Consider the following 24540-nt stretch of genomic DNA (forward strand, 5'->3'; position numbering starts at 1 on the left):
GCGAGTCGCTTATTGCAGGCTGGCCGCGACGGCTTCAAAGCGCGCGCCCAGTGCCGCTTGCGGACCGCCTTGCAACTGCTTCGCGTACTGGCGCAGCACTTCCGCCGAATATGTGCGCGAGGCGGGCGACAGCTTCGGCAACAGCGGCAGCACACGTTCCAGATAGCCCGTGCCTTCCTGCCATTTGCCTTGCGCTGCCAGGGCCGACGCCAGTTCCACCATGCGGCGGCCGACGCGCGCGTCGCTGCGCGGCTGCGCCGCTTCTTCCGTGGCCAGCGCTTGCCGGTACAACTGCTCCGCTTCCGCATTCTTGCCCTGCAAACGCTTGATGCGGCCCAGGTTGTACTGGCGCTGCGAGAGGACGTCCGCGCTGGCCCCGGCTTGCTCGGCGCTGCGCAGCGCCTGTACGCAAGCCAGTTCCGCTTCGCCAAACTGGCCTTTGAGTTCGGCCGCGTTGCAGGCGTCGTGCTGTTCATTGGAGGTGGTGAGCGTCGCTGGCGCCGCGCAGGCGGCCAGCAGGCTGACGGCGCATAGCAGGCTGATGGTATGGGTCTTCATAGTCTCCTCGGACGGGTGTCAAACACGGTGTATCGGTGGAGTCATGCCGTAATAAATATACTATAAGTTTTTTGGGATGGGCGGCTTTTTGCCAGCGCACGCGATTGACGCCGCTCGCGTGCTTCGGGGATACTCCGGGCTTGTCCATTAATGCGTGCCGCCGCCATGTCCAAGACTGTCCTGATCGTGGAAGATGAACAGGCGATTGCCGACAGCATCGCCTATGCCTTGCGCACGGACGGCTTTATGCCGCGCCATGTGATGCTGGGCGAGCACGCCCTGGCCGCGTTGCGCCCAACGCCCGGCGAAGCCGCGCAGATGCCCGTTCTCGTGGTGCTCGACGTGGGCTTGCCCGACATGAGCGGGCTGGAAGTGTGCCGCCGGCTGCGCCAGTTTTCCGAGGTGCCGGTGATCTTCCTGACGGCCCGCAGCGACGAGATCGACCGCATCGTCGGCCTGGAAATCGGCGCCGACGATTACGTCACGAAGCCGTTTTCGCCGCGCGAACTGGTGGCGCGCATCCGCGTCATCCTGCGCCGCGCCGGTGTTGCGCAAGCTCCCCGCGAGACTGGCATGACGATAGCCGCGCCTGCCGCCGCGGCCGCGCCGGCGCGCTTCGAGCTGCGCGCGCTGGAGGCGAAAGTGCTCTTTCACGGCCAGCCGCTGGACCTGACCCGCTATGAATACCTGTTGCTGAAAACCCTGCTCGAGCATCCGGGCCACGTGCTGTCGCGCGCGCAGCTGATGGAGCGCGTGTGGAGCGGGGCGCCCGATACGCTTGAGCGCACCGTCGACGCGCACGTCAAATCGCTGCGTGCCAAGCTGCGCGCCGTCGATGCGCAGGTCGATTCCATCCAGACCCACCGTGGCCTCGGCTACAGCCTGGCCGGCGCATGAAGATCGGCCTGCGCATCCTGCTCGGCTACTTCCTGATCGTCGGGCTGGCCGCGTGGTTCCTGCTGAATGTCTTCATGGAACAGGTCAAGCCCGGCGTGCGCTCGACCCTGGAAGACACCCTGGTCGACACTTCGCAACTGCTGGCCAGCCTGGTGGCGCCCGACCTGAAGGCGGGCACGCTGGCGCAGTCGCCCGTGGCCGAGCGCATGCAGGGTTACGCGCGCCATGGCGTGGACGTGAATATCAATGGCGTGCGCAAGCGCACCCTCGATTACCGCATCACTATTACGGACCGGCACGGCATCGTGCTGTTCGATTCCAGCGGGCGCGACGTGGGGCGCGATTATTCGCGCTGGAATGACGTGTACCTGACCTTGCAGGGCAAGTATGGCGCGCGCAGCACGCGCAGCCGGCCCGACGACGAGATGTCGACCGTGATGCACGTGGCCGCACCGATTCGCGACGGCAATGAGGTGATCGGCGTGCTGACGGTGGCCAAGCCGAACGCCAGCGTGCAAGCGTTTGTCGAGCGTAGCCAGCGCAAGATATTGCAGCGCGGCGCCATCCTGTTGCTGCTGTCGCTGCTGATCGGCCTGGCATTTGCCTGGTGGCTGCACCATGCGCTGGGCAAGCTGATGCACTATATCGGCGACGTGGAAGCGGGGCGCAAGGTGGCGCTGCCGGCGCTGGGTCAGAATGAGATCGGCACCCTGGGGCGGGCGCTCGAGGCGATGCGCACGCGCCTGGAAGGCAAGGAATACGTGGAGCAGCTGATGCACACCCTGGCGCATGAATTGAAAAGCCCGATCGCCGCCATCCAGGCCTCGGCCGAGCTGCTGCAGGAAGACATGCCGCCGGCCGAGCGCCGCCAGTTTCTCGCCAGCATCCTGGAACAGAATGCGCGCCAGCGGCAGCTGATCGACAAGCTGCTGGCTCTCGTGCGCGTGGAAAAACAGCAACGGCTGGATCACCCTGAGCGCATCGCGCTGGCGCCCCTGCTGGCGCAAGTGGCGCAGGACGCGGCCGCCACCCTGGCGGCGCGCGGCGTGCGCCTGCAGGTGCAACACGACGAAGCCAGCGTGGCGGGCGACGCCCTGCTGCTGCGTCAGGCGCTGGGCAATTTGCTCGACAACGCGGCCGGCTTTGCGCCACCGGGCAGCTGCATCGACCTGACGGCGCGGCGCCAGGGCAGCCAAGTCGAAATTGCCGTGCGCGACCGCGGCGCAGGCATCCCCGCGTATGCGCTGGAACGCGTCTTCGAGCGTTTCTATTCCCTGCCGCGCCCGAGCGCCGGCAAGAGCACGGGCCTGGGCCTGCCCTTCGTGCGCGAGGTGGCCTCGCTGCATGGCGGCACGGTCGAGGTGCTTAATCATGCGGAGGGCGGCGCCTGTGCGCGCCTGTGCCTGCCGCTTGTGTAGCGCACTTTATTTGCCCGCTTCACACGGACTGCATCGTCAGCGCACACAGCTTTTTTACACTGGCCGCCTTACTTCAAGGATGCGCCATGCAAAAAACTCTGTTAGTCAAAGCGTTGATCGTGTTCGGCCTGATGCTGCTGATCGGCCTGCCTTTGCTGATGATTCAGGAAACGATCAAGGAGCGGATGGAATTCCGCCAGGAAGCCGTCAACAGCATCGCCGCCGATTCGGTGCGCGAACAAACCATCATCGGTCCCATCCTCGTGATCCCGTATGTGGAGCAATATGACGAGCGGGTCGAGATCGCCGTCGACAAGGAGCAGAAAGGCAGCGTGCCGGCGCAGACGCAGGTGCAGCGCCGCGTCATGCAGCGCCGCTTGCTGGTGTACCCGAACCTCTTGCTGCAGGAAGGCACCATCGAGACCGACCGCCGCTACCGTGGCATCCACCAGGTGCTGGTGTACAGCGGCCAGCATGCGTTCAAGGGCGACTTCACGGTGCCCAGTCTTGAGCAGTTGCCGCGCAAGACGCCGGACGCGCGCGTGACCCTGGGCGAGCCGTTTGTTGCCTTGTCCATCGAGGACGTGCGCGGCATCCGCAACATCCCGAAAATCGACTGGGGCGGGCGCCAGATCGAATTCGAACAGGGCACCGACCTGTTTGCCTTCCGCAGCGGCCTGCATGCACCCCTGGGCGCCATGCCGCTGGCGCAAGCGCAGCAGGTGAAATTCAGCTTTGACCTGGGCCTCGATGGCATCGAACGCCAGCATTTCGTGCCGGTGGCGAAAAACAGCCAGATCAGCATCAAGTCGAACTGGCCCCATCCGCAGTTTGGCGGGCGCTTCCTGCCGTCGCCGAAACACCGCCAGATCAATGCCGATGGCTTTCAGGTCGAATGGAATATCTCGTCGCTGGCCAGCAATGCGCAAACGCAGCTGAGCACGATCGAGGGCGAGTTCAAGGTGCCCGACAGCGCACCGCTGGGCCAGGTGGACCGTTTCAGCGTCGGTTTCATCGAGCCGATCAATGTGTATTCGCAGTCGGACCGGGCCACCAAGTATGGCTTGCTGTTTGTGGCGCTGACGTTTGCCGCCTTCTTCATCTTCGAGATCCTGAAGAGTCTGCCGATCCATCCCGTGCAATATCTGCTGGTGGGCCTGTCGCTGGTGATCTTCTTCCTGCTGCTGGTGGGCCTGGCCGAGCATATCGCTTTCCTTGCCGCTTACCTGATCGCCAGCGCCGCCTGTATCGCGCTGACCAGTTTTTACCTGGCGCATGTATTGCACAACGCCTGGCGCGGCATCGGCTTCGGCGTGGCGCTGACAATGCTCTATGGCGCCCTGTACGGATTGCTGAACTCGGAAAACAATGCGCTGGTAATGGGCAGCATCCTGCTTTTCGCCGTCCTGGCCGCCATCATGGTGGCGACGCGCAAGGTTGACTGGTATCAGATTGGCAAAGGAGCGCCGCAGGAATAGGGGCCATCCGGGCGCCATGCGCCTCCGCATTTGCAGCCAGCCGTGACGGTGATGTGTCCTGGCTGGCTTTTTATTTGGCCGGAACGAAGGTGGCACAATAATTGGTAGTTGGTTGGTATTGTTTACGGTATTCTATTGGCATTGCTTTTTGGGTAATGGCGGGCGCCGTGGCGCCGGCCCGGGGCGGTGCGAGGATGGCGTGTCTTCCTGCTTGTTCTTCCATCTGATAAACGGAGACGAAATATGATCAAGAAGACGATGGCTTTTCTGTTTGCGCTGGGCCTGAGCGCCTCGTATGCGGTTGCCGCTGGCGATGTCACGCAGTGCTATAGCGAGTGCGGGCAGAAAGTGGCCAATTGCCGCGCGCATCTCGGCGGCAGCCCCATCTGCGAGGATCTGTACGAGCATTGTCTGGCCAATTGCCAGAAGTAAGCACCTGCTCCCGGCAGCTTGCCTGGGTGCGCTTTGATTCCTGAAAAAACACAATTGGAGACATGCATGTACAAGAAAATCGCGGTATTCCTGTTTGCCATCGGCTGCAGCGCCTCGTATGCCATGGCTGGCAATGATTGCACGCTGGAGTGCGCCATCCGGGCCAATACGTGCTCGGGCGGCATGCCCGGTTCGGCCTCGAGCCCGATTTGCGAGATGGTCTACCAGCATTGCATCGAGCAGTGCAAGGTCTGAGCTGAGTCGCGCTCCGCCCGGCGCCAGGCCTGATGCAGGAGGGCAAGATGGAGGAGGGCAAGGGAGCGTACGCCGTGTACGCGCCCTTGTTGTTTCTGCGGCTGCCACTGACTTGCCGCCGGTGGCGCCCGGTGCGGCAGGCCGCATGCCGCCGTGCTTTGCGGCCGTTAAATTGCCTTGTGGCAGCGTTTTTCAGGCGCGCCGACAACTCCCGCAGGGGCGTCTTGCAACACTTTGACATACCTCGTGTTAACTTGTTGCGTCAAGGGTTTTTGTGCTATATACTAGCCGGCTTCGGTATGGATTCGTCTTTTTTGAGTCCTACGTTACTTTGTAGTTAAACAAGCCCCGCCCAATCGCAGGTGGGAATGGAGAAAAAATGAGCCTAGGCCTTCTCGGTCGCAAGGTTGGTATGATGCGCATTTTCACGGATGAAGGGGATTCGATCCCGGTCACCGTGTTGGACGTATCGAACAACCGTGTTGCGCAAATCAAAACCCCTGAAACAGATGGTTACTCCGCTGTTCAGGTCGCATTCGGTCAACGTCGCGCTTCCCGCGTGACCAAAGCTGTTGCTGGTCATCACGCTAAAGCTGGTGTTGAAGCCGGTACTCTGTTGAAAGAGTTCCGTGTCGACGCTGCCAAAGCCGCTGAACTGAAAGCTGGCGATGTTGTCGCTGCTTCCCTGTTCGAAGTCGGTCAAAAGATCGACGTGCAAGGCGTTACCATCGGTAAAGGCTATGCAGGCGTTATCAAACGTTACCACTTCGCTTCTGGCCGTGCAACGCACGGTAACTCGCGTTCGCACAACGTTCCAGGTTCCATCGGTATGGCACAAGATCCAGGTCGCGTTTTCCCTGGTAAGCGCATGACCGGTCATCTGGGTGACGTTAACCGTACGATCCAGAACCTCGTGATCGCCCGTATCGATGCCGACCGTCAGCTGTTGCTGGTCAAAGGCGCGATTCCAGGTGCGAAAAATGGCCAGGTAGTTGTCTCGCCAGCCATCAAAACCAAAGCCAAGAAGGGAGCTTAAACGATGGAACTCAAGCTTCTGAATGCGCAAGGTCAAGCCGCCTCGAACGTTGCTGCAGCCGATACGATTTTCGGCCGTGACTACAATGAAGCGCTGATCCACCAAGTCGTCATCGCTTATCAAGCGAATGCACGTAGTGGTAACCGCAAGCAAAAAGACCGTGAAGAAGTTCACCACACGACGAAAAAGCCATGGCGCCAAAAAGGTACCGGCCGCGCTCGTGCTGGTATGTCGTCGTCGCCACTGTGGCGCGGCGGTGGTCGGATTTTCCCGAACTCGCCTGACGAAAACTTCACCCACAAAGTGAACAAAAAGATGTATCGCGCAGGTATCTGCTCGATCCTGTCGCAGCTGGCTCGCGAAGAGCGCCTGATCGTCATCGACGATCTGACGATCGACGCGCCAAAAACCAAGCTGCTGTCGCAAAAATTGAACGGCCTGGGCTTTGATTCGGTTCTGATCATCACCGACGTTCTGAACGAAAACCTGGAACTGGCATCGCGCAACCTGCCTAACGTACTCGTCGTTGAGCCACGTCACGCAGACCCGATGTCCCTGGTGTTCTACAAGAAGATCCTGGTCACCAAAGCTGCATTGGCCAAGATTGAGGAGATGCTGGCATGAGCGCGATTTTGAAACATAGCGAAGAACGCTTGATGAAGGTGCTGTTGGCGCCCGTGATTTCCGAAAAGGCCACCATGGTCGCGGAAAAGAACGAGCAAATTGTATTCCGCGTACTGCCGGATGCAACCAAGCCTGAAATCAAGGCAGCGGTCGAACTGCTGTTCAAGGTTGAAGTTCTGTCCGTGCAAACTGCAAACCGCGAAGGTAAGCAAAAGCGCACCGGCAAGTTCAACGGTCGTCGTAACCATACCAAGCGTGCTTTCGTGTGCCTGAAGCCTGGCCAGGAAATCAACTTCTCCGAGGAGGCTGCATAATGGCACTCGTTAAGATGAAACCAACCTCACCAGGCCGTCGCGGCATGGTGAAGGTGGTGAATGCCGACCTGTACAAAGGTCGTCCATTCGCTGCCCTGGTTGAAAAGAAATCCAAGACCGCTGGTCGTAACAACAACGGTCACATCACCACCCGTCATATCGGTGGTGGTCATAAGCAACACTACCGCTTGATCGACTTCAAGCGCACCAAAGATGGTATTCCAGCGAAAGTGGAACGTATCGAATACGATCCAAACCGCACCGCGAATATCGCTCTGTTGTGCTACGCCGACGGCGAACGTCACTACATCATCGCAACCAAAGGCATGGCCGTTGGCGACAGCGTGATGAACGGTTCGGAAGCACCGATCAAATCGGGTAACTGCTTGCCAATCCGTAACATCCCAGTCGGTACCGTGATGCATTGCGTCGAAATGCTGCCAGGTAAAGGTGCCCAAATGGCACGTACCGCCGGCGCTGGCGTTGTGCTGATGGCACGTGAAGGTACCTACGCTCAAGTGCGTCTGCGCTCGGGTGAAGTACGTCGCGTGCACATCGAGTGCCGTGCAACGGTTGGTGAAGTCGGCAATGCCGAGCACAGTCTGCGTAAAATCGGTAAAGCTGGTGCGATGCGCTGGCGCGGTGTTCGTCCTACCGTTCGCGGTGTGGTCATGAACCCGGTCGATCACCCGCACGGTGGTGGTGAAGGTAAAACAGCAGCTGGTCGTCATCCAGTTTCGCCATGGGGCCAACAGACCAAGGGTAAGAAAACACGCAGCAACAAGCGTACGACTTCCATGATCGTCTCGCGCCGCGGCAAGAAATAAGGGGTAGCACATGACACGTTCATTGAAAAAAGGGCCGTTCTGTGACGCCCACCTGGTGAAAAAAGTTGAAGCCGCGCAAGCAGCCAAAGACAAAAAGCCAATCAAAACCTGGTCGCGTCGTTCGACAATCATGCCTGACTTCATCGGCCTGACGATCGCGGTTCATAACGGCAAGCTGCACGTGCCGGTTTATGTTTCCGAAAACATGGTTGGTCACAAGCTCGGCGAATTCGCACTGACCCGTACGTTCAAGGGCCATGCAGCTGACAAAAAGGCTAAGAAATAATGGAAACTAAAGCTATCCTCAAAGGTGTGCGCCTGTCGGACCAAAAGGGCCGCCTGGTTGCTGACCTGATCCGTGGCAAGAAAGTTGACGCTGCACTCAACATCTTGCAATTCAGCCCGAAAAAAGGTGCTGCGATCATCAAGCGTGTTCTGGAATCGGCAATCGCCAATGCGGAACACAATGATGGCGCGGACATCGACGAATTGTTCGTGAAAACGATCTACGTCGAAAAGGGCCCGGTCCTGAAGCGCTTCACCGCGCGTGCAAAAGGCCGTGGCGACCGTATTTCGAAACAATCCTGTCACGTTTACGTGACTGTCGGTAACTAAGGAGCCACGATGGGTCAGAAAATTCATCCAACCGGTTTCCGTCTGGCGGTCACCCGTAACTGGGCTTCGCGCTGGTATGCAGGCAACGGTAATTTCGCTGCCATGCTGAACGAAGACTTGAAAGCACGTGCTTACCTGAAAAAGAAACTGAAGAACGCTTCCGTTGGCCGCATCGTTATCGAGCGCCCAGCCAAGAACGCGCGCTTCACGATCTACAGCTCGCGTCCAGGCGTGGTCATTGGTAAAAAAGGCGAAGACATCGAAGTACTGAAGTCCGCGCTGACCAAGATCATGGGCGTACCTGTTCACGTGAACATCGAAGAAATTCGCAAGCCAGAAATCGACTCGCAACTGATCGCCGATTCGATCGCTCAGCAGCTGGAAAAACGGATCATGTTCCGCCGCGCCATGAAGCGTGCAATGCAAAATGCAATGCGCCTGGGTGCTCTCGGTATCAAGATCATGTCGTCCGGCCGTCTGAACGGTATCGAAATCGCGCGTAAAGAGTGGTACCGCGAAGGCCGCGTGCCTCTGCATACCCTGCGCGCCGATATCGACTACGGTACCAGCGAAGCGTCGACCACCTACGGCATCATCGGTGTCAAGGTGTGGGTATACAAAGGTGACCGCGCGCCTAACGGCGATGCACCAGTCATCGATACCCCAGCTGACGAGAAGAAAAGCCGCGGCCCACGCCGTGACGATGGCAAGCCAGCTGGCCGTCCACGTCCAGCCGGTGCCGGTGCGAAACCATCCACAGCACCAGGTGCACGTGTGCGTACCGCCGCTAAACCGGCCGCCGCAGCAGCACCAGCTGAGAAAGCAGGAGAATAATCATGCTGCAACCAGCACGCAGAAAGTATCGTAAAGAGCAGAAAGGCCGTAATACCGGTATTTCGCACAGCCGCGGCACCGCCGTGTCGTTTGGCGAATTCGGTCTGAAGGCAGTTGCGCGCGGTCGTATCACTGCGCGTCAAATTGAAGCGGCGCGTCGTGCAATGACGCGTCACATCAAGCGCGGTGGCCGTATCTGGATCCGTATTTTCCCGGACAAACCGATTTCGAACAAACCGGCTGAAGTCCGTATGGGTAACGGTAAAGGTAATCCTGAGTACTACGTCGCTGAAATTCAGCCAGGCAAAGTACTGTACGAAATGGATGGCGTTGATGAAGCGCTGGCACGGGAAGCATTCCGTCTTGCCGCCGCTAAACTGCCACTGGCGACGACGTTTGTCATCCGCCAAGTCGGCCAATAATTGGAGTTGTATATGAAAGCATCTGAACTCCGCGGCAAGGACCAGCCAGCTCTGCAAAAAGAGCTGAATGACCTGTTGAAGGCACAGTTCGGCCTGCGCATGCAAATCGCTACGCAGCAGCTGAGCAACACTTCGCAGCTCAAGAAGGTACGCCGCGATATCGCGCGTGTGAAGACGGTAATGAATCTGAAGGAAGCCAAATGAACGAACCAGTGAAACAGTCGCTCAAGCGCACGCTGATCGGTAAAGTGGTTTCGGACAAGATGGACAAGACCGTTACCGTTCTGATCGAGCGCCACGTAAAACATCCTTTGTATGGCAAGATCATCATGCGCTCGAACAAGTATCACGCGCATGACGAGACCAACCAAGTCAAGGCCGGTGACACGGTCGAGATCCAGGAAGGTCGCCCGATCTCCAAAACGAAGGCATGGACGGTGACACGTGTGGTTCAAGCCGCACCAACCGTTTAAATAAAAACCACCGTTTCGGCGGTGGCTTTTAATTAGTACTTGCAGGCCCGCAAATTGTATGTAATACTTGCGGGCTTCGTTCATGTAACGCCGCAAAGTGTCTGGCCACAGACAGTAGCATTCGCGGTCAGTTGATGTATGAAGGTCATGCACCCAAACAGTGAAGCCCAGCAGGGCGGCTCTGGCGGGACCAAGACTGACCGTGGGTCTACATTGTGTGGATTCTTCGGCTTAAGTTGGGAAAGAGAATACTATGATTCAAACTGAAAGCCGGCTCGAAGTGGCTGACAATACCGGTGCCAAAGAAGTAATGTGCATCAAGGTATTGGGCGGCTCCAAGCGCCGTTATGCTGGCATTGGCGATGTGATCAAGGTAACCGTTAAGGTTGCTGCGCCACGTGGCCGTGTCAAAAAAGGTGAAATTTATAACGCCGTGGTTGTGCGCACCGCTAAAGGTGTTCGCCGCCAAGACGGTTCCCTGGTGAAGTTCGACGGCAATGCCGCCGTTCTGTTGAACGCCAAGCTGGAACCGATCGGTACCCGTATTTTTGGACCTGTCACACGCGAACTGCGTACTGAGAAGTTCATGAAAATCGTGTCCCTGGCACCGGAAGTCCTGTAAGGAGTCGTAATGGATAAGATTCGTAAAAACGACGAAGTCATCGTTCTGACCGGGAAAGACAAGGGCAAACGTGGTGTGGTACAGCAGCGTATCGATGCTGAACATATCGTGGTTGACGGCATTAACATCGCTAAAAAAGCGACTAAGCCAAACCCGATGACTGGCGTAACTGGTGGTATCGTCGATAAGACCATGCCAATTCACGTGTCCAACGTTGCATTGTTTAATGCAGCGACTGGCAAGGCAGATCGCGTGGGTTTCAAAGAAGTGGACGGCAAGAAAGTTCGCATCTTTAAATCCTCCGGCGAAGTAGTGAAGGCTTAAGAAATCATGGCACGTCTCCAAGAATTCTATAAAGAAAAAGTCGTTGCCGACCTGACCAGCAAGTTTGGTTACAAGTCGGTAATGGAAGTTCCACGCCTGACCAAGATCACCCTGAACATGGGTGTTGGTGAGGCTATCGCGGATAAAAAAGTTCTCGAGCACGCAGTTGCTGACTTGACCAAGATCGCCGGCCAGAAGCCAGTGACCACCAAGTCCCGCAAAGCGATCGCAGGCTTCAAAATCCGTGAAGGTTACCCGATCGGTACGATGGTCACCCTGCGCGGCGCTCGCATGTACGAGTTCCTGGATCGCTTCATTACCGTGGCTCTGCCGCGCGTACGCGATTTCCGTGGTGTGAACGGCCGTGCATTTGATGGTCGTGGCAACTACAACATCGGTGTCAAGGAACAGATCATTTTCCCTGAAATCGAATACGACAAGATTGACGCGTTGCGCGGTATGAATATCAGCATCACGACAACCGCTAAGACCGATGACGAAGCCAAAGCTTTGCTCGCCGCCTTTAAATTCCCTTTCAGGAACTGATCATGGCCAAACTGTCACTGATTAATCGTGAGATCAAGCGTGCTGACCTGGTGGCGAAATTCGCCCCTAAGCGCGAAGCTCTCAAGGCCATCGTCGATGACCAATCGAAATCGGAAGAAGAGCGCTACGAAGCTCGCCTGAAACTGCAGGCGCTGCCACGTAACTCGAACCCGACGCGTCAACGTAACCGTTGCGCCATCACTGGTCGTCCGCGCGGCACATTCCGTAAATTCGGTCTGGGTCGTATCAAGCTCCGTGAATTCGCCATGCGTGGTGAAATTCCGGGTATGACAAAAGCAAGCTGGTAATAGGAGAATATGCAATGAGTATGAGCGATCCTATCGCCGATATGCTGACCCGCATTCGCAATGCACAAGGCGTGCAAAAGACGACCGTGGCCATGCCATCGTCGAAAGTCAAAATTGCGATTGCCAGCGTCCTGAAGGACGAGGGTTACATTGAAGATTTCGCTGTTGCCGAAGCTGGTGGCAAAGCGGAACTGAAAATCGGTTTGAAGTATTATGTTGGCCGTCCCGTCATTGAGCGCTTGGAGCGCGTGTCCCGTCCGGGTCTGCGCGTCTACAAGGGTAAAGACGAGATCCCTGTTGTGATGAATGGCTTGGGTGTGGCGATCGTGTCGACTCCGCAAGGCGTCATGACTGACCGCAAAGCACGCGCTACCGGTGTCGGCGGCGAAGTTATTTGCTACGTGGCTTAAGGAGTTACACATGTCTCGAGTAGCTAAAATGCCTATCGTAGTGCCAGCTGGCGCCGAAGTCGCCATCTCCGCACAAGCGATCACCGTAAAAGGCCCGCTGGGCGTACTTTCCCAGGCCCTCACCGGCCAGGTCAAAGTGGAAAACAATGCAGGAACCCTGAGTTTCGACGTGGCGAACGACAGCCGCGAAGCCAATGCCATGTCCGGCACGCTGCGCGCACTGGTCAACAACATGGTTGTTGGCGTCACCAAGGGTTTCGAGAAAAAGCTGAACCTGGTAGGCGTGGGTTACAAGGCGCAAGCTCAAGGCGACAAGTTGAATCTGTCCCTGGGTTTCTCGCACCCTGTAGTGCATGACATGCCAGCTGGCGTTACCTGCGCAACACCAACCCCGACCGAGATCCTGATTAAAGGTATCGACCGTCAACAGGTTGGCCAGGTAGCCGCTGAAGTTCGTGCTTACCGCGCTCCTGAGCCTTATAAAGGCAAGGGCGTTCGCTATGCGGACGAAGTGGTTAAGCTTAAAGAAACCAAGAAGAAGTAATTAGGGGCTGACGATGGATAAGAAAGAATCACGGCTTCGCCGCGGACGCCAAACCCGCATCAAGATTGCGGAATTGAAAGTAAATCGCTTGTCGGTGCATCGCACCAACCTGCACATTTACGCCAACCTGATCAGCCCGGATGCAAAAATCCTGGTTTCGGCCTCGACGGCTGAAGCGGAAGTTCGCGCTGAACTGGCAGGCCAATCCGGCAAAGGCGGCAATGCCGCTGCTGCAGCCTTGATCGGCAAGCGCGTCGCTGAAAAAGCGTTGAAAGCAGGGATTACCGAAGTTGCGTTTGACCGCTCCGGTTTCCGTTACCACGGCCGTGTGAAAGCGTTGGCAGAAGCCGCACGCGAAGCCGGTCTGAAGTTCTAAGGATCAATCATGGCAAAAATGCAAGCAAAAATGCAAAGCGACAAGCCGGATGATGGCATGCGCGAAAAAATGATCGCGATCAACCGCGTGACCAAAGTGGTCAAGGGTGGTCGTATCATGGGTTTCGCCGCGCTGACCGTAGTTGGTGATGGCGATGGCCGCGTCGGCATGGGCAAGGGCAAATCGAAAGAAGTGCCAGTTGGCGTGCAGAAGGCAATGGAAGAAGCCCGTCGCAACCTGATCAAAGTACCGCTCAAAAACGGCACCTTGCATCACACGGTTGTTGGTCGTCACGGCGCCTCCAAGGTCCTGATGAACCCAGCTAAGCCTGGTACTGGCGTTATCGCTGGTGGCGCAATGCGCGCTATCTTCGAAGTGATGGGCGTGACGGACGTGGTGGCGAAATCCACCGGTTCGAACAACCCATACAACCTGGTACGCGCTACGCTGGACGGCCTGTCGAAAATGAGCACTGCTTCCGATATCGCTGCCAAGCGCGGCAAGTCGGTCGAAGACATTCTGGCTTAAGGTGGACAAAATGACAAACACAGTCAAAGTGCAATTGGTCAAGGGCTTGATCGGTACGCGCGAATCGCATCGCGCTACCGTGCGCGGTCTGGGTCTGCGTCGTGTAAATTCGGTTTCCGAATTGCAAGACACCCCATCCGTACGCGGCATGATCAATAAAGTATCGTATCTCGTTAAAGTTGTCGGGTAAGCCTTCGGGCTTACACGAACGGAGCAAATCATGGAATTGAATACTATTGCACCAGCCGAAGGCGCTAAGCACTACAAGCGTCGCGTCGGTCGCGGTATCGGCTCCGGCCTGGGTAAAACCTCGGGTCGTGGTCACAAAGGTCAGAAATCGCGTTCGGGCGGCTTTCATAAAGTCGGTTTCGAAGGCGGTCAGATGCCTCTGCAACGCCGTCTGCCTAAGCGCGGTTTCAAATCGATGCACGCAACCTTCAAAGCTGAAGTGCGCCTGTCCGATCTGAACAACCTGGCTGTTGGCGATGTCGACATTCTGGTCTTGAAGCAAGCTGGCGTTCTGGGCGTGTTGGCCCGTGACGTGCGCGTGATCTTGTCCGGCGAAATCACCAAAGCGGTGAATTTGAAGGGCTTGAAAGTGTCCGCTGGCGCGAAAGCAGCCATCGAAGCAGCCGGCGGCTCGGTAGCCTGAGTTGACCGCTAACAGCTTGATCGGAGCGAAAATTGGCGACTAATCCACAACTTGCTAAAAGTGCAGCGGCCGGTTTCCCTTGGGGACGGCTCTGGTTTTTGCTTGGCGCATTGGTGGTTTATCGTATCGGTGCTCACGTCCCGGTTCCCGGGATTGACCCGACACAATTAGCCTCGCTGTTCAAGGAGCACGAAGGCGGCGTCCTGGGCATGTTCAACATGTTCTCGGGCGGTGCCTTGTCTCGTTTTACAGTGTTTGCGCTGGGTATCATGCCTTATATCTCGGCCTCGATCATCATGCAATTGCTGTCGATCGTGTCACCGCAGATGGAAGCGTTGAAAAAAGAAGGCGAAGCAGGTCGTCGCAAGATCACCCAGTACACCCGGTATTTCACGGTTGCCCTGGCACTGTTCCAAGCGTTAGGCATTGCAGTCGCACTGGAGTCGCAAGCTGGTCTGGTGTTGGAACCTGGTCTTGCATTCCGCTTCGTGACGGTCGTCACTTTGTTGACCGGAACAATGTTTTTGATGTGGTTGGGTGAGCAAATTACCGAGCGTGGCTTGGGGAATGGCATCTCGATCATCATTTTTGCCGGGATTGCAGCAGGTCTGCCGTCGGCGTTGGGTGGCTTGTTCACTCAAGTGTCGAATGGTTCGATCGGCAGCTTCAGCGCGATTTTCATCGTGATCCTGGTAGCACTGGTAACGTACTTCGTCGTATTCGTCGAACGTGGTCAGCGCAAAATATTGGTCAACTACGCGAAGCGCCAGGTAGGCAACAAGATTTATGGCGGTCAAACCAGCCATTTGCCGTTGAAGCTGAACATGGCCGGCGTGATCCCGCCGATCTTTGCTTCTTCGATCATCTTGTTCCCGGCCACTATCGTGGACTGGTTTTCAAAGGGCGCCGACAACGCTAACCCTGCGGTGCGGTTCTTGAAAGATTTGGCAGCATCGATGGGGCCTGGTGAGCCTATCCATGCGCTGTTGTACGCAGTGGCGATCGTGTTTTTCTGTTTCTTCTATACAGCGCTGGTGTTTAACAGCAAGGAAACAGCGGATAACTTGAAGAAAAGCGGTGCGTTCATTCCCGGGATCCGTCCAGGCGAGCAGACAGCCCGTTACATCGACAAGATCCTGACACGCTTGACACTTGCCGGCGCAGTCTACATCACCCTGGTGTGTTTATTGCCGGAATTTATGCAAGCCCAGTGGAAAGTACCATTCTATTTCGGCGGTACTTCTTTATTGATTATTGTAGTTGTCACCATGGATTTCATGGCGCAAGTACAGAACTACGTGATGTCGCAGCAATATGATTCGCTGCTGCGCAAAGCAAATTTCAAGGGCGGAATTCCGACGCGTTAAGCGCGGTAAACATACCGAATGGCAAAAGACGACGTCATACAGATGCAGGGCGAGATTCTTGAGAATCTCCCAAATGCAACATTTCGAGTGAAGCTGGAGAACGGACACGTGGTGCTCGGGCATATTTCAGGTAAAATGCGGATGAACTATATTCGCATTCTCCCTGGAGACAAGGTGACGGTGGAGTTAACGCCGTACGACCTGAGCCGAGCCCGCATTGTGTTCCGTACCAAGTAACACACTGAATCAAACCAAAGAAGCGAAAGAAAGAGCCCAAAAATGAAAGTTCTCGCATCAGTCAAGCGGATCTGCCGCAACTGCAAGATCATCAAGCGCAAAGGCGTAGTCCGCGTTATCTGCGTGGAACCACGTCACAAGCAGCGTCAAGGTTAATCGAGGAATAACAAATGGCACGTATTGCAGGGGTTAATATCCCAAATCATCAGCATACCGTTATCGGCCTGACGGCCATCTACGGTGTGGGCCGTCCACGCGCAGAGAAAATCTGTGCATCGACCGGTGTAGCAACCAACAAAAAGATCAAAGATCTGGATGACAGCGAACTGGAAAAGCTGCGCGATGAAGTAGGTAAATTCATCGTCGAAGGCGATCTGCGTCGTGAACTGTCCATGAACATCAAGCGTTTGATGGATCTGGGTTGCTACCGCGGCATGCGTCATCGTAAGGGTCTGCCTTGCCGTGGCCAGCGTACGCGTACGAACGCACGTACCCGCAAGGGACCGCGTAAAGCCGCTCAATCGCTGAAAAAATAATCCGCTAGGGAATAATTATGGCTAAGTCGCAAAATAACGCCGCATCAGCACGCGTGCGTAAAAAAGTTAAAAAGAACGTCGCTGAAGGCATCGCACATGTCCACGCTTCGTTCAATAACACCATCATTACCATCACCGATCGTCAAGGCAATGCCTTGTCGTGGGCTACCTCCGGCGGTGCAGGCTTCAAGGGTTCGCGTAAATCGACCCCGTTCGCAGCGCAGGTCGCCGCGGAAGCCGCTGGTAAAGTGGCTGTTGAGTGTGGCGTCAAGAACCTGGAAGTACGTATCAAGGGCCCAGGTCCTGGTCGTGAATCCGCCGTTCGCGCGCTGAACAACCTGGGCATCAAGATCACCGAGATCCAGGACGTGACGCCGGTACCGCACAACGGTTGCCGTCCACCGAAACGTCGTCGTATCTAAGATAGTGTTGCAGAGGGCGCTTCGGCGCCAGCTGCTTTGCTGTCTGTTGTAACTCAGTACAGTTGTGTGAAAACGCTGGAGCAGGGAGCCGGAAACGGTTATACTGCCCGGCTGTTCTTGCCTGTCAAATCCTGTTTGACGGGTTTTTCGTTTTCAGCCACCGTCTGATTGAAACCAAATCAGACTAGCGCCTAACCGCATCAGTGTGTTTGATCATGCATGTGGCTGGGGCGTTATCATTTAAAAAAAGGAAGTATCGTGGCACGTTATATCGGACCTAAAGCAAAACTTTCCCGCCGTGAAGGTACAGACCTGTTCCTGAAGAGCGCACGTCGCTCGCTGGACAGCAAGTGCAAACTGGACGTCAAACCAGGCCAGCACGGTGTCAAATCCGGCGCCCGCACCTCGGACTACGGTAACCAACTGCGCGAAAAGCAAAAAGTCAAGCGCATGTACGGCGTGCTGGAACGTCAATTCCGCCGCTACTTCGCTGAAGCAGACCGTCGTAAAGGCAACACCGGCGAAACGCTGTTGAAGTTGCTGGAAACGCGTCTGGACAACGTTTGCTACCGCATGGGCTTTGGCTCGACCCGCGCTGAAGCGCGTCAATTGGTCAGCCACAAAGCGTTCACCGTGAACGGTATCGTTGTGAACATCGCATCGTACGCAGTCAAAGTTGGTGACATCGTTGCTGTTCGTGAAAAATCGAAAAAGCAAGTGCGTATCGTTGAAGCACTGTCGCTGGCTGAACAAGTTGGTATGCCTAGCTGGGTTTCGGTTGATGCCAAGAAAATGGAAGGTACTTTCAAGTCCCTGCCAGAGCGTAACGAAATCGCTAACGACGTCAACGAATCGCTGATCGTCGAGCTGTACTCGCGTTAATAGTAGTTAGCAAGACTCCCGCCCACTCACTTTCTTGAGTGGGCGTTTTACTAATGCCATCAGCCTTATCGGTGTAATGAGCCGAGGGTATTGAAAAGGACATTTCATGCAAAACAGTTTGTTGAAGCCACGTATTATCGATGTTGAAGCTCTCGGTGCAGGTCACGCCAAGGTCGTGATGGAACCGTTCGAGCGCGGCTATGGCCACACATTGGGTAACGCGTTGCGCCGCGTTCTGCTGTCGTCGATGGTGGGCTACGCGCCGACCGAAGTGACGATCGCTGGCGTCGTCCACGAATATTCCTCCCTCGATGGCGTGCAAGAAGACGTCGTCGATCTGTTGCTGAACTTGAAGGGTGTGGTTTTCAAAGTCCACAACCGCGATTCGGTAACCCTGACCCTGAAAAAAGAAGGCGAAGGCGCGATTTTGGCCTCCGACATCGACCTGCCGCATGACGTCGAACTGATCAACCCTGACCACGTGATCGCCCACCTGACCGCTGGTGGCAAGCTGGACATGCAGATCAAGGTTGAAAAAGGCCGCGGCTACGTTCCTGGTAACGTGCGTCGCCTGTCGGAAGACACGAACAAGACCATCGGCCGCATCATTCTCGATGCGTCGTTCTCGCCAGTGCGCCGTGTATCGTACTTCGTTGAATCGGCCCGCGTTGAACAGCGTACCGACCTGGACAAGCTGATCATCAACATCGAAACCAACGGCGTAATCTCGCCGGAAGAAGCGATCCGCCAGTCGGCCCGCGTCCTGGTGGACCAGTTGAATGTGTTCGCTGCCCTGGAAGGCACGGAAGCCGCCGCTGAAGCGCCATCGCGCGCTCCGCTGGTCGATCCTATCCTGTTGCGTCCAGTCGACGACCTGGAGTTGACCGTGCGTTCGGCGAACTGCCTGAAAGCGGAAAACATCTACTACATCGGCGACCTGATCCAACGTTCGGAAAACGAACTGCTGAAAACGCCAAATCTGGGCCGCAAGTCCCTGAACGAAATCAAGGAAGTGCTGGCATCGCGCGGCTTGACCTTGGGCATGAAGCTGGAAAACTGGCCGCCTGCCGGCCTGGAAAAGTAATTCGTAGTTGTAGCAAACTGCCTGGGACAGGTGTCCCAGGCTTTTATTTTGTAGTACCAAACCGGCCCGCGATGAAGCTTCTGCTTCATTGATCGAAGAGCTGGAATTTAAACACTCACCGAAAGGATTTATCATGCGTCACGGTCACGGCCTCCGTAAACTGAATCGTACCTCGTCCCACCGTCTGGCAATGCTGCGCAACATGACAGTATCGCTGCTGCGTCACGAAGCGATCAAAACCACCCTGCCAAAAGCAAAAGAACTGCGCCGCGTTGTCGAGCCAATTCTGACCCTGGGCAAAACCGACTCCCTGGCAAACAAGCGTCTGGCCTTCAACCGCCTGCGCGACCGTGAAATGGTCGTCAAACTGTTCGCTGAACTGGGCCCACGTTTCGCCAACCGTAACGGTGGTTATGTGCGTATCCTGAAAATGGGTTTCCGCGTCGGCGATAACGCTCCTATGGCGTTCGTTGAACTGATGGATCGTCCAGATACGACCGAAGCAGTTGAAGTTGCTGGCGAGTAATCCCAGTAATTGCATCTGAGAAAGCCAGGCCTAGCCTGGCTTTTTTGTTTTCTGCTGCAGCTATCCTTGCTGCGGTGTACTATTCTTCTTTCGCGCCGGCCCGGCACAAGCGCTGCCTGCTCCGCGCGTCCTCTGTCGAATGGTCGAAAAGGTAGTTCATGTCCCGTTTCCCCTCCAGCGCCACCGCGCGCGCCGCTCCCCTGCATCAACTGCTGCTCTGGTTTGCCACCTGTTTGCTGCTGGCCATGGCCGTCTTTGGCGCCAGCCAAGCCCGTGCCGACGATGAATTCCTCGACCCAGAACTGGCCTTCAAGTTTTCTGCCCGCATGCAGGATCCGTCCACCGTCGCCGTCACCTATGTGATCGCCGATGGCTACTATATGTACCACGAACGTTTCAAATTTGAAGCCGTGGGCGCCAAACTGGGCAGGCCCGTGTATCCGGCTGGCAAGGTCAAGTTTGACGACACCTTCCAGAAGAACGTGGAAACGTTCCGCAAGACGCTCACCATCACGATTCCTGTAGAAGCGGCCGGCGCGTTCACCCTGAAAGCGACGGGCCAGGGCTGCTCCGACAAGGGCCTGTGTTATGCGCCGCAGGATGCCACGGCCCAGCTGGTGGGCGGTGGCGGCGGCCAGAGCATGGCGCCGGGCGGCTTGCCGTCGAAATTCGCCTTGCCCGCCGCGCCCGCAGTTGACACGGCGGCCGTCAACGGCCCGCAGGCGCAAGCGTCGCCTGGCGTGTCCGTGCTGAGCATTCCCCAGGCGAACATCACCAGCACGCCCGAGCCGGTCGCGGCGGCGCCCGTGGCGGCAAGCGCCGCGCCGGCGCAAAGCGAGATGGGCAAGATCGAAGCGGCGTTGAAGGGTGGCAAGCTGCTCGTCATCGTGCCTCTGTTCATGCTGCTGGGTCTGGGCCTGGCCTTTACGCCGTGCGTGCTGCCGATGGTGCCGATCTTGTCGTCGATCATCATCGGCGATGGCGCCAAGGTCAGCCGTTCGCGCGGCTTGCTGCTGTCGCTGACGTATGCGCTGGGCATGGCCATCGTCTACACGGCGCTGGGCGTGGCGGCCGGCCTCGCGGGCGAAGGCCTGGCGGCGCAGCTGCAAAACCCGTGGGTGCTGGGCTTCTTTGCCTTGCTGATGGCGGGCCTGGCCCTGTCGATGTTCGGTTTTTATGAGCTGCAAGTGCCGGCCTTCCTGCAAGGCAAGCTGACATCCGTGTCGAACCAGCAATCGTCGGGCCGCCTGGCGGGCGTGTTCGTCATGGGCGCCATTTCCGCCCTGATCGTGGGGCCCTGCGTGGCCGCGCCGCTGGCCGGCGCCTTGCTGTACATCAGCCAGACGCGCGACGTCGTCATCGGTGGCAGTGCCCTGTTTGCCATGGCGGTGGGCATGAGCGTGCCCTTGCTGCTGGTTGGCGTGTCGGCCGGCACCTTGCTGCCGCGCGCCGGCGCGTGGATGGATGCCGTCAAGCGCTTCTTTGGCGTGCTGCAGCTGGGCGTGGCCTGGTGGCTGGTCTCGCCTGTGCTGCCGGGCGCCGTGCAGATGCTGGGCTGGACTGTGCTGTTCGTCGGCTACGGCATGTATCTGCTGGTGGGCAAGAGCGGCGCGAAGAACGCCTGGGTGGCCAAGGCCTTCGGCCTCGTGTTCGCCGTGCTGGGCGCGATGCAGCTGGTGGGCGTGGCCAGCGGTGGCCGCGACCCGCTGGCGCCACTGGCCCACCTCGGTGGTGGCCAGGTGCATGCGCAACCATTTATGCGCGTAAAAACCGTGGCGCAGCTCGACGCGGCGCTGGCGCAATTGAATGGCAAGCCGGCCCTGCTGGACTTTTATGCGGACTGGTGCGTGTCGTGTATCGAGATGGAAAAACTGACCTTCGTCGATCCCGCCGTGCGCGAGAAGATGGGACAAGCCGTGCTGCTGCAAGTGGACGTGACGGCCAATGATGCGGACGACAAGGCCATGCTGAAACGTTTTCAGCTGTTCGGCCCGCCGGGCATCATCATGTTCAACCAGCAAGGGCAGGAAATCGCCCAGTCGCGCGTGATCGGCTTCCAGAACGCCGCCACCTTCCTGACCTCGTTGCGCAAGCTCGACGGGCAATAAGCGGTCGCTTGTCTCGCGAATAAGAAAAAGCCTGCAATGCAGGCTTTTTCTGTTTCTGCGCCAGTTAAAACTTAACCAGCTTTGGGCTGCTGATGCATGCCATGGTGCCCGCCGCGGTGGCGGCCACCGTGCTTGCCGCCAGGCACGCTGTCATCAAACACTTTCTTTTGCTCCGGCGTCAGCACGGCGTAAAAGGTCTTCAACGAGGCCAGGCGGCTTTCCTGATCCGCGATGCGTTCCTTCGACATGGCGATCCATTGCTCCATGCGTTCCGGGGCCGACAGCTTGGCCATCGCTTCGCGCTTGGCTTTCCAGTCGCCCATCGGTTTTTTCGGCGCGTTGGCGGCCGTGAAAGTGGCCCAGGCCGGTTCCTGGGCGGCCGTCAGCTTCAGCTTGTCGTGCAGGCGGGCCTGGTATTTGGCCATGCGCTCGGCGGGATTGCTTGCGCGGTGCTGGCCGCGCTGGCCTTCATGTTGCATCTTGCTGCTGCTGGCGGCAGGCGCGCTGGCGGCCGCTTCCTGGGCGTGGACGGTCAGCGATGCCGCGCCCATGCCGAGCACGCTCATGGCGATGATCAAATTCTTGCGCAGGGTTGTCATTGAGGCGTTCATCTGGATTCCTTTGTAAAAGTGGGGGATGTACATGTTGCTGCACATGAATCCATGGTGGACTCTCCATGTTTCCCCGAAGTGTCCGCTGTCAGACAGTTTGTATCTATATGTTTCTTCGGGTCTTCTATATACAAGACGATACAAATGCGCTGTGCAAGGGCAGGGGAAGTGGGGATAATTCGTACCATGGAACCCACTTCTACAATTCTCATCGTCGACGATGACCGCGATATCCGCAGCTTGCTGGCGGACTACCTGGAAACGAACGCCTACCGCACCCTGGGCGCGGCAGATGGCACGGCCATGTGGAAAATCCTCGACGAAACGCGGCCCGATTTGATCGTGCTCGACCTGAACCTGCCTGGCGACGACGGCCTGACCTTGTGCCGCAAGCTGCGCGCGCAATCGACGGTGCCGGTGATCATGTTGACGGCGCGCAATGAGCCGCTGGATCGCATCCTGGGCCTGGAAATGGGCGCCGACGATTATTTGCCGAAACCGTTTGAACCGCGCGAATTGCTGGCGCGCATACGCAGCGTGCTGCGCCGCAGCCATGCCATGCCGTCGAACGTGCCGTCGGACAAGGCGCAGCAAATCCGCTTTTCTGGCTGGACGCTGGATTTGACGGCGCGCCATTTGCTCAATCCCACGGGCCTGGTGATCATGCTGTCGGGCGCGGAATTCCGCCTGCTGCGCGTGTTTCTGGAACACCCGAACCGCGTGCTCAACCGCGACCAGTTGCTGAACCTGACGCAGGGCCGCGACGCCGACCCGTTCGACCGCTCGATCGATATCCAGATCAGCCGCCTGCGGCAAAAGCTCGGTGAAGATGCCCGCTTGCCGCAAATCATCAAGACCGTGCGCAATGGCGGCTACGTGCTGGCCGGCCAGGTCAATGTGGAGCCGCACGCGTGAAGGCCTTCCTGGGCTCGATGACGGGCAGGGTCTTCATGTTTTTGCTGATCGGCATCGTCGCTTCTGCCGCGCTGACGCAGTGGCTGGCCGTGGGCGAACGCCAGCGCGCCATCGAGCAATACCGCGACTATCACGCCGTTGAGCGGGCCGAGCAGCTGGTGATGGCGGCCGACGTGGTGCCGCTGGCCTCGCGCGCCGCCTATCTGAAAGTGGCCAACAAGGGCAGCGTGCGCCTGGAGCTGCGTCCCGACACGGAACATACGCCTGGCGCGCCGACGGAGTTTTCCACTGCCCTGCAAGCCAAGCTGGGCGAAGGATTCAAGGTCAGCGCGCTGGCCGAACGGCCGGCCGCCTGCGTCAAGCCGCGCCAGTCGCCGGGCATGTTTTCCGCCAAGCCATGGGGCGGCACGTGCGAAAACCTCGACGTGCGCATGCAGGACGGCCACGTGCTGCGCCTGATGGTCTTGCCGCCGCGCCAGCAGCCGCCATTCAATGAACATAACGACTGGATGACCTTGCTGCCTTTCCTGATCAGCATCGCCATCCTCGCCTACCTGGTCACGCGCATGACCATGCGCCCGCTCAAGCAGCTGGCGCAGGCGGCGAAAGACCTGGGCAACGACATCAACCACCCGCCGCTGACCCTGTCGGGCGCCAGCGAGATCCGCCAGGCCAGCGCCGCCTTCAACGCCATGCAGGCGCGCATCCGCCAGCATATTTCCCAGCGTACACAGATGCTGGCCGCCATCACGCACGACTTGCAGACGCCGCTGACGCGCTTGCGCCTGCGCCTGGAAAAAGTGGCCGATACGGAATTGTATGACCGCCTGGTGGGCGATCTGTCGGCCATGCAAAGCATGGTCAAGGAAGGGCTGGACCTGGCCCGTTCGATGGACAGCACGGAAGCGATGCAGGCGCTCGATCTCGATTCCCTGTTAGACAGTGTTTGCTCCGACGCGGCCGATGCCGGCCAGAAAGTCAGCCTCGGTGGACAGGCTGCCATGGCCCTGATGGCGCGCCCGATCGCCATGCGGCGCTGCCTGGTGAACCTGATCGACAATGCCGTCAAATATGGTCAGTACGCGCAAGTCACCGTCGAACGCATTCCCGGCGCCGCGCGCATCCGCATCCGCGATGGCGGGCCGGGCATTGCACCAGATCAACTGGCGAAAGTGTTCGAACCGTTTTACCGCATCGAGACGTCGCGTTCGCGCGAATCGGGCGGCACGGGCCTGGGCCTGACCATCGCGCGCAATATTGCCGAGCAGCACGGCGCCACGGTTTTGCTGTCCAATCATGTCGACGGTGGACTGGAAGTTACCCTGATCGTGCCAGAGTATTACGCAGGAAAGTGAGCAT

38 protein-coding genes are annotated in these 24540 nt (G+C 57.8%); 36 read left to right on the top strand and 2 right to left on the bottom strand.

Going from position 1 to position 24540, the window contains the following annotated elements; genetic code table 11:
• Positions 1-9: 9 nt before the first annotated feature.
• On the bottom strand, positions 10-558 hold the full coding sequence (locus tag KO539_RS14805; protein ID WP_051959312.1) for a tetratricopeptide repeat protein: 549 nt from the start codon (positions 556-558) through the stop codon (positions 10-12).
• A gap of 165 nt (positions 559-723) precedes the next feature.
• On the opposite strand from KO539_RS14805, the gene creB reads away from it, so the two are divergent.
• The 34 genes from creB to dsbD all read left to right on the top strand — a co-directional run bounded on the left by creB (position 724) and on the right by dsbD (position 21655).
• On the top strand, positions 724-1455 hold the full coding sequence (gene creB / locus KO539_RS14810) for a two-component system response regulator CreB (protein ID WP_219310374.1): 732 nt from the start codon (positions 724-726) through the stop codon (positions 1453-1455).
• Positions 1452-2873, top strand: a complete 1422-nt coding sequence (gene creC, locus KO539_RS14815; protein ID WP_219310375.1) for a two-component system sensor histidine kinase CreC — start codon at positions 1452-1454, stop codon at positions 2871-2873. The genes creB and creC overlap by 4 nt, the downstream gene beginning before the upstream one ends.
• A gap of 86 nt (positions 2874-2959) precedes the next feature.
• Positions 2960-4351, top strand: a complete 1392-nt coding sequence (creD, locus tag KO539_RS14820; RefSeq protein WP_176387682.1) for a cell envelope integrity protein CreD — start codon at positions 2960-2962, stop codon at positions 4349-4351.
• A 243-nt stretch (positions 4352-4594) separates the two neighbouring features.
• Positions 4595-4783, top strand: a complete 189-nt coding sequence (locus tag KO539_RS14825; protein ID WP_176387683.1) for a hypothetical protein — start codon at positions 4595-4597, stop codon at positions 4781-4783.
• 66 nt (positions 4784-4849) lie between these two features.
• Positions 4850-5038, top strand: a complete 189-nt coding sequence (locus tag KO539_RS14830) for a hypothetical protein (RefSeq protein WP_035824017.1) — start codon at positions 4850-4852, stop codon at positions 5036-5038.
• Positions 5039-5417: 379 nt separating this feature from the next.
• Positions 5418-6074 carry a 50S ribosomal protein L3 gene (gene rplC / locus KO539_RS14835; protein ID WP_010394393.1) on the top strand — a complete coding sequence of 219 codons (657 nt, stop codon included), beginning with the start codon at positions 5418-5420 and terminating at the stop codon, positions 6072-6074.
• Positions 6075-6077: 3 nt separating this feature from the next.
• A complete protein-coding gene (rplD, locus tag KO539_RS14840; RefSeq protein ID WP_034753197.1) occupies positions 6078-6698 on the top strand; it encodes a 50S ribosomal protein L4 in 621 nt (206 codons plus the stop codon).
• On the top strand, positions 6695-7012 hold the full coding sequence (rplW, locus tag KO539_RS14845; RefSeq protein WP_010394398.1) for a 50S ribosomal protein L23: 318 nt from the start codon (positions 6695-6697) through the stop codon (positions 7010-7012). Before rplD ends, rplW begins: the two co-directional genes overlap by 4 nt.
• The gene (gene rplB / locus KO539_RS14850) at positions 7012-7839 is read left to right on the top strand and encodes a 50S ribosomal protein L2 (RefSeq protein ID WP_034753198.1); all 828 of its coding nucleotides are present in this window, start codon (positions 7012-7014) and stop codon (positions 7837-7839) included. Before rplW ends, rplB begins: the two co-directional genes overlap by 1 nt.
• Positions 7840-7849: 10 nt before the next feature.
• On the top strand, positions 7850-8125 hold the full coding sequence (gene rpsS, locus KO539_RS14855) for a 30S ribosomal protein S19 (protein ID WP_008444295.1): 276 nt from the start codon (positions 7850-7852) through the stop codon (positions 8123-8125).
• Positions 8122-8454 carry a 50S ribosomal protein L22 gene (gene rplV, locus KO539_RS14860; RefSeq protein WP_170840583.1) on the top strand — a complete coding sequence of 111 codons (333 nt, stop codon included), beginning with the start codon at positions 8122-8124 and terminating at the stop codon, positions 8452-8454. The genes rpsS and rplV overlap by 4 nt, the downstream gene beginning before the upstream one ends.
• A gap of 9 nt (positions 8455-8463) precedes the next feature.
• Positions 8464-9288 carry a 30S ribosomal protein S3 gene (gene rpsC, locus KO539_RS14865; RefSeq protein WP_034753199.1) on the top strand — a complete coding sequence of 275 codons (825 nt, stop codon included), beginning with the start codon at positions 8464-8466 and terminating at the stop codon, positions 9286-9288.
• 2 nt (positions 9289-9290) lie between these two features.
• Positions 9291-9710, top strand: coding sequence for a 50S ribosomal protein L16 (gene rplP / locus KO539_RS14870; RefSeq protein WP_034753201.1), 420 nt, complete (start codon positions 9291-9293; stop codon positions 9708-9710).
• 12 nt (positions 9711-9722) lie between these two features.
• Positions 9723-9914: a 50S ribosomal protein L29 gene (rpmC, locus tag KO539_RS14875; protein WP_010394412.1), complete on the top strand. Its 192-nt coding sequence runs from the start codon at positions 9723-9725 to the stop codon at positions 9912-9914.
• Positions 9911-10183 carry a 30S ribosomal protein S17 gene (gene rpsQ, locus KO539_RS14880; protein ID WP_010394415.1) on the top strand — a complete coding sequence of 91 codons (273 nt, stop codon included), beginning with the start codon at positions 9911-9913 and terminating at the stop codon, positions 10181-10183. Before rpmC ends, rpsQ begins: the two co-directional genes overlap by 4 nt.
• Before the next feature lie 253 nt (positions 10184-10436).
• Complete coding sequence (rplN, locus tag KO539_RS14885; RefSeq protein WP_008444317.1) at positions 10437-10805, top strand: 50S ribosomal protein L14; 369 nt, start codon at positions 10437-10439, stop codon at positions 10803-10805.
• A gap of 9 nt (positions 10806-10814) precedes the next feature.
• A complete protein-coding gene (gene rplX, locus KO539_RS14890; protein ID WP_034753204.1) occupies positions 10815-11129 on the top strand; it encodes a 50S ribosomal protein L24 in 315 nt (104 codons plus the stop codon).
• A 6-nt stretch (positions 11130-11135) separates the two neighbouring features.
• Positions 11136-11675, top strand: a complete 540-nt coding sequence (gene rplE, locus KO539_RS14895; protein WP_010394421.1) for a 50S ribosomal protein L5 — start codon at positions 11136-11138, stop codon at positions 11673-11675.
• Positions 11676-11677: 2 nt separating this feature from the next.
• A complete protein-coding gene (gene rpsN, locus KO539_RS14900; RefSeq protein ID WP_010394423.1) occupies positions 11678-11983 on the top strand; it encodes a 30S ribosomal protein S14 in 306 nt (101 codons plus the stop codon).
• Between the two features lie 14 nt (positions 11984-11997).
• The gene (gene rpsH / locus KO539_RS14905; protein WP_034753208.1) at positions 11998-12393 is read left to right on the top strand and encodes a 30S ribosomal protein S8; all 396 of its coding nucleotides are present in this window, start codon (positions 11998-12000) and stop codon (positions 12391-12393) included.
• A 10-nt stretch (positions 12394-12403) separates the two neighbouring features.
• A complete protein-coding gene (rplF, locus tag KO539_RS14910; protein WP_034778281.1) occupies positions 12404-12937 on the top strand; it encodes a 50S ribosomal protein L6 in 534 nt (177 codons plus the stop codon).
• A gap of 13 nt (positions 12938-12950) precedes the next feature.
• A complete protein-coding gene (rplR, locus tag KO539_RS14915) occupies positions 12951-13313 on the top strand; it encodes a 50S ribosomal protein L18 (RefSeq protein WP_071079767.1) in 363 nt (120 codons plus the stop codon).
• 9 nt (positions 13314-13322) lie between these two features.
• Positions 13323-13841, top strand: a complete 519-nt coding sequence (rpsE, locus tag KO539_RS14920; RefSeq protein WP_010394433.1) for a 30S ribosomal protein S5 — start codon at positions 13323-13325, stop codon at positions 13839-13841.
• Positions 13842-13851: 10 nt separating this feature from the next.
• Positions 13852-14031, top strand: a complete 180-nt coding sequence (rpmD, locus tag KO539_RS14925; RefSeq protein WP_010394435.1) for a 50S ribosomal protein L30 — start codon at positions 13852-13854, stop codon at positions 14029-14031.
• A gap of 30 nt (positions 14032-14061) precedes the next feature.
• On the top strand, positions 14062-14493 hold the full coding sequence (gene rplO, locus KO539_RS14930) for a 50S ribosomal protein L15 (protein ID WP_034753211.1): 432 nt from the start codon (positions 14062-14064) through the stop codon (positions 14491-14493).
• Positions 14494-14525: 32 nt separating this feature from the next.
• Positions 14526-15860 (top strand): preprotein translocase subunit SecY, encoded by a 1335-nt coding sequence (gene secY / locus KO539_RS14935; RefSeq protein WP_010394438.1) that lies wholly within the window; start codon positions 14526-14528, stop codon positions 15858-15860.
• Positions 15861-15878: 18 nt separating this feature from the next.
• Positions 15879-16097 carry a translation initiation factor IF-1 gene (infA, locus tag KO539_RS14940; protein ID WP_005663428.1) on the top strand — a complete coding sequence of 73 codons (219 nt, stop codon included), beginning with the start codon at positions 15879-15881 and terminating at the stop codon, positions 16095-16097.
• Positions 16098-16139: 42 nt separating this feature from the next.
• On the top strand, positions 16140-16253 hold the full coding sequence (rpmJ, locus tag KO539_RS14945; protein WP_010394471.1) for a 50S ribosomal protein L36: 114 nt from the start codon (positions 16140-16142) through the stop codon (positions 16251-16253).
• Positions 16254-16267: 14 nt separating this feature from the next.
• Positions 16268-16633 (top strand): 30S ribosomal protein S13, encoded by a 366-nt coding sequence (gene rpsM, locus KO539_RS14950; protein WP_046681666.1) that lies wholly within the window; start codon positions 16268-16270, stop codon positions 16631-16633.
• Between the two features lie 17 nt (positions 16634-16650).
• Entirely contained in the window at positions 16651-17055 is a 405-nt protein-coding gene (gene rpsK / locus KO539_RS14955) for a 30S ribosomal protein S11 (RefSeq protein WP_010394475.1), read from the top strand.
• A 258-nt stretch (positions 17056-17313) separates the two neighbouring features.
• Positions 17314-17937: a 30S ribosomal protein S4 gene (rpsD, locus tag KO539_RS14960; protein ID WP_010394478.1), complete on the top strand. Its 624-nt coding sequence runs from the start codon at positions 17314-17316 to the stop codon at positions 17935-17937.
• Between the two features lie 106 nt (positions 17938-18043).
• The gene (locus tag KO539_RS14965; RefSeq protein ID WP_008444343.1) at positions 18044-19021 is read left to right on the top strand and encodes a DNA-directed RNA polymerase subunit alpha; all 978 of its coding nucleotides are present in this window, start codon (positions 18044-18046) and stop codon (positions 19019-19021) included.
• A gap of 133 nt (positions 19022-19154) precedes the next feature.
• The gene (gene rplQ / locus KO539_RS14970) at positions 19155-19547 is read left to right on the top strand and encodes a 50S ribosomal protein L17 (RefSeq protein ID WP_034753219.1); all 393 of its coding nucleotides are present in this window, start codon (positions 19155-19157) and stop codon (positions 19545-19547) included.
• A gap of 158 nt (positions 19548-19705) precedes the next feature.
• Positions 19706-21655, top strand: a complete 1950-nt coding sequence (gene dsbD / locus KO539_RS14975) for a protein-disulfide reductase DsbD (protein ID WP_225242999.1) — start codon at positions 19706-19708, stop codon at positions 21653-21655.
• 71 nt (positions 21656-21726) lie between these two features.
• Here the strand turns inward: dsbD and KO539_RS14980 are convergent, their stop codons facing one another.
• Positions 21727-22266, bottom strand: a complete 540-nt coding sequence (locus KO539_RS14980; protein ID WP_219310376.1) for a Spy/CpxP family protein refolding chaperone — start codon at positions 22264-22266, stop codon at positions 21727-21729.
• 186 nt (positions 22267-22452) lie between these two features.
• Between KO539_RS14980 and KO539_RS14985 the strand changes: the two genes are divergently transcribed.
• Both KO539_RS14985 and KO539_RS14990 read left to right on the top strand, forming a co-directional pair.
• The gene (locus KO539_RS14985) at positions 22453-23181 is read left to right on the top strand and encodes a response regulator (RefSeq protein ID WP_035824023.1); all 729 of its coding nucleotides are present in this window, start codon (positions 22453-22455) and stop codon (positions 23179-23181) included.
• Positions 23178-24536: an ATP-binding protein gene (locus KO539_RS14990; protein ID WP_219310377.1), complete on the top strand. Its 1359-nt coding sequence runs from the start codon at positions 23178-23180 to the stop codon at positions 24534-24536. The genes KO539_RS14985 and KO539_RS14990 overlap by 4 nt, the downstream gene beginning before the upstream one ends.
• Positions 24537-24540: the final 4 nt, after the last annotated feature.

Origin of the sequence: Janthinobacterium sp. NKUCC06_STL, assembly GCF_019345455.1 — a bacterium.
Lineage (GTDB): Bacteria > Pseudomonadota > Gammaproteobacteria > Burkholderiales > Burkholderiaceae_D > Janthinobacterium > Janthinobacterium rivuli.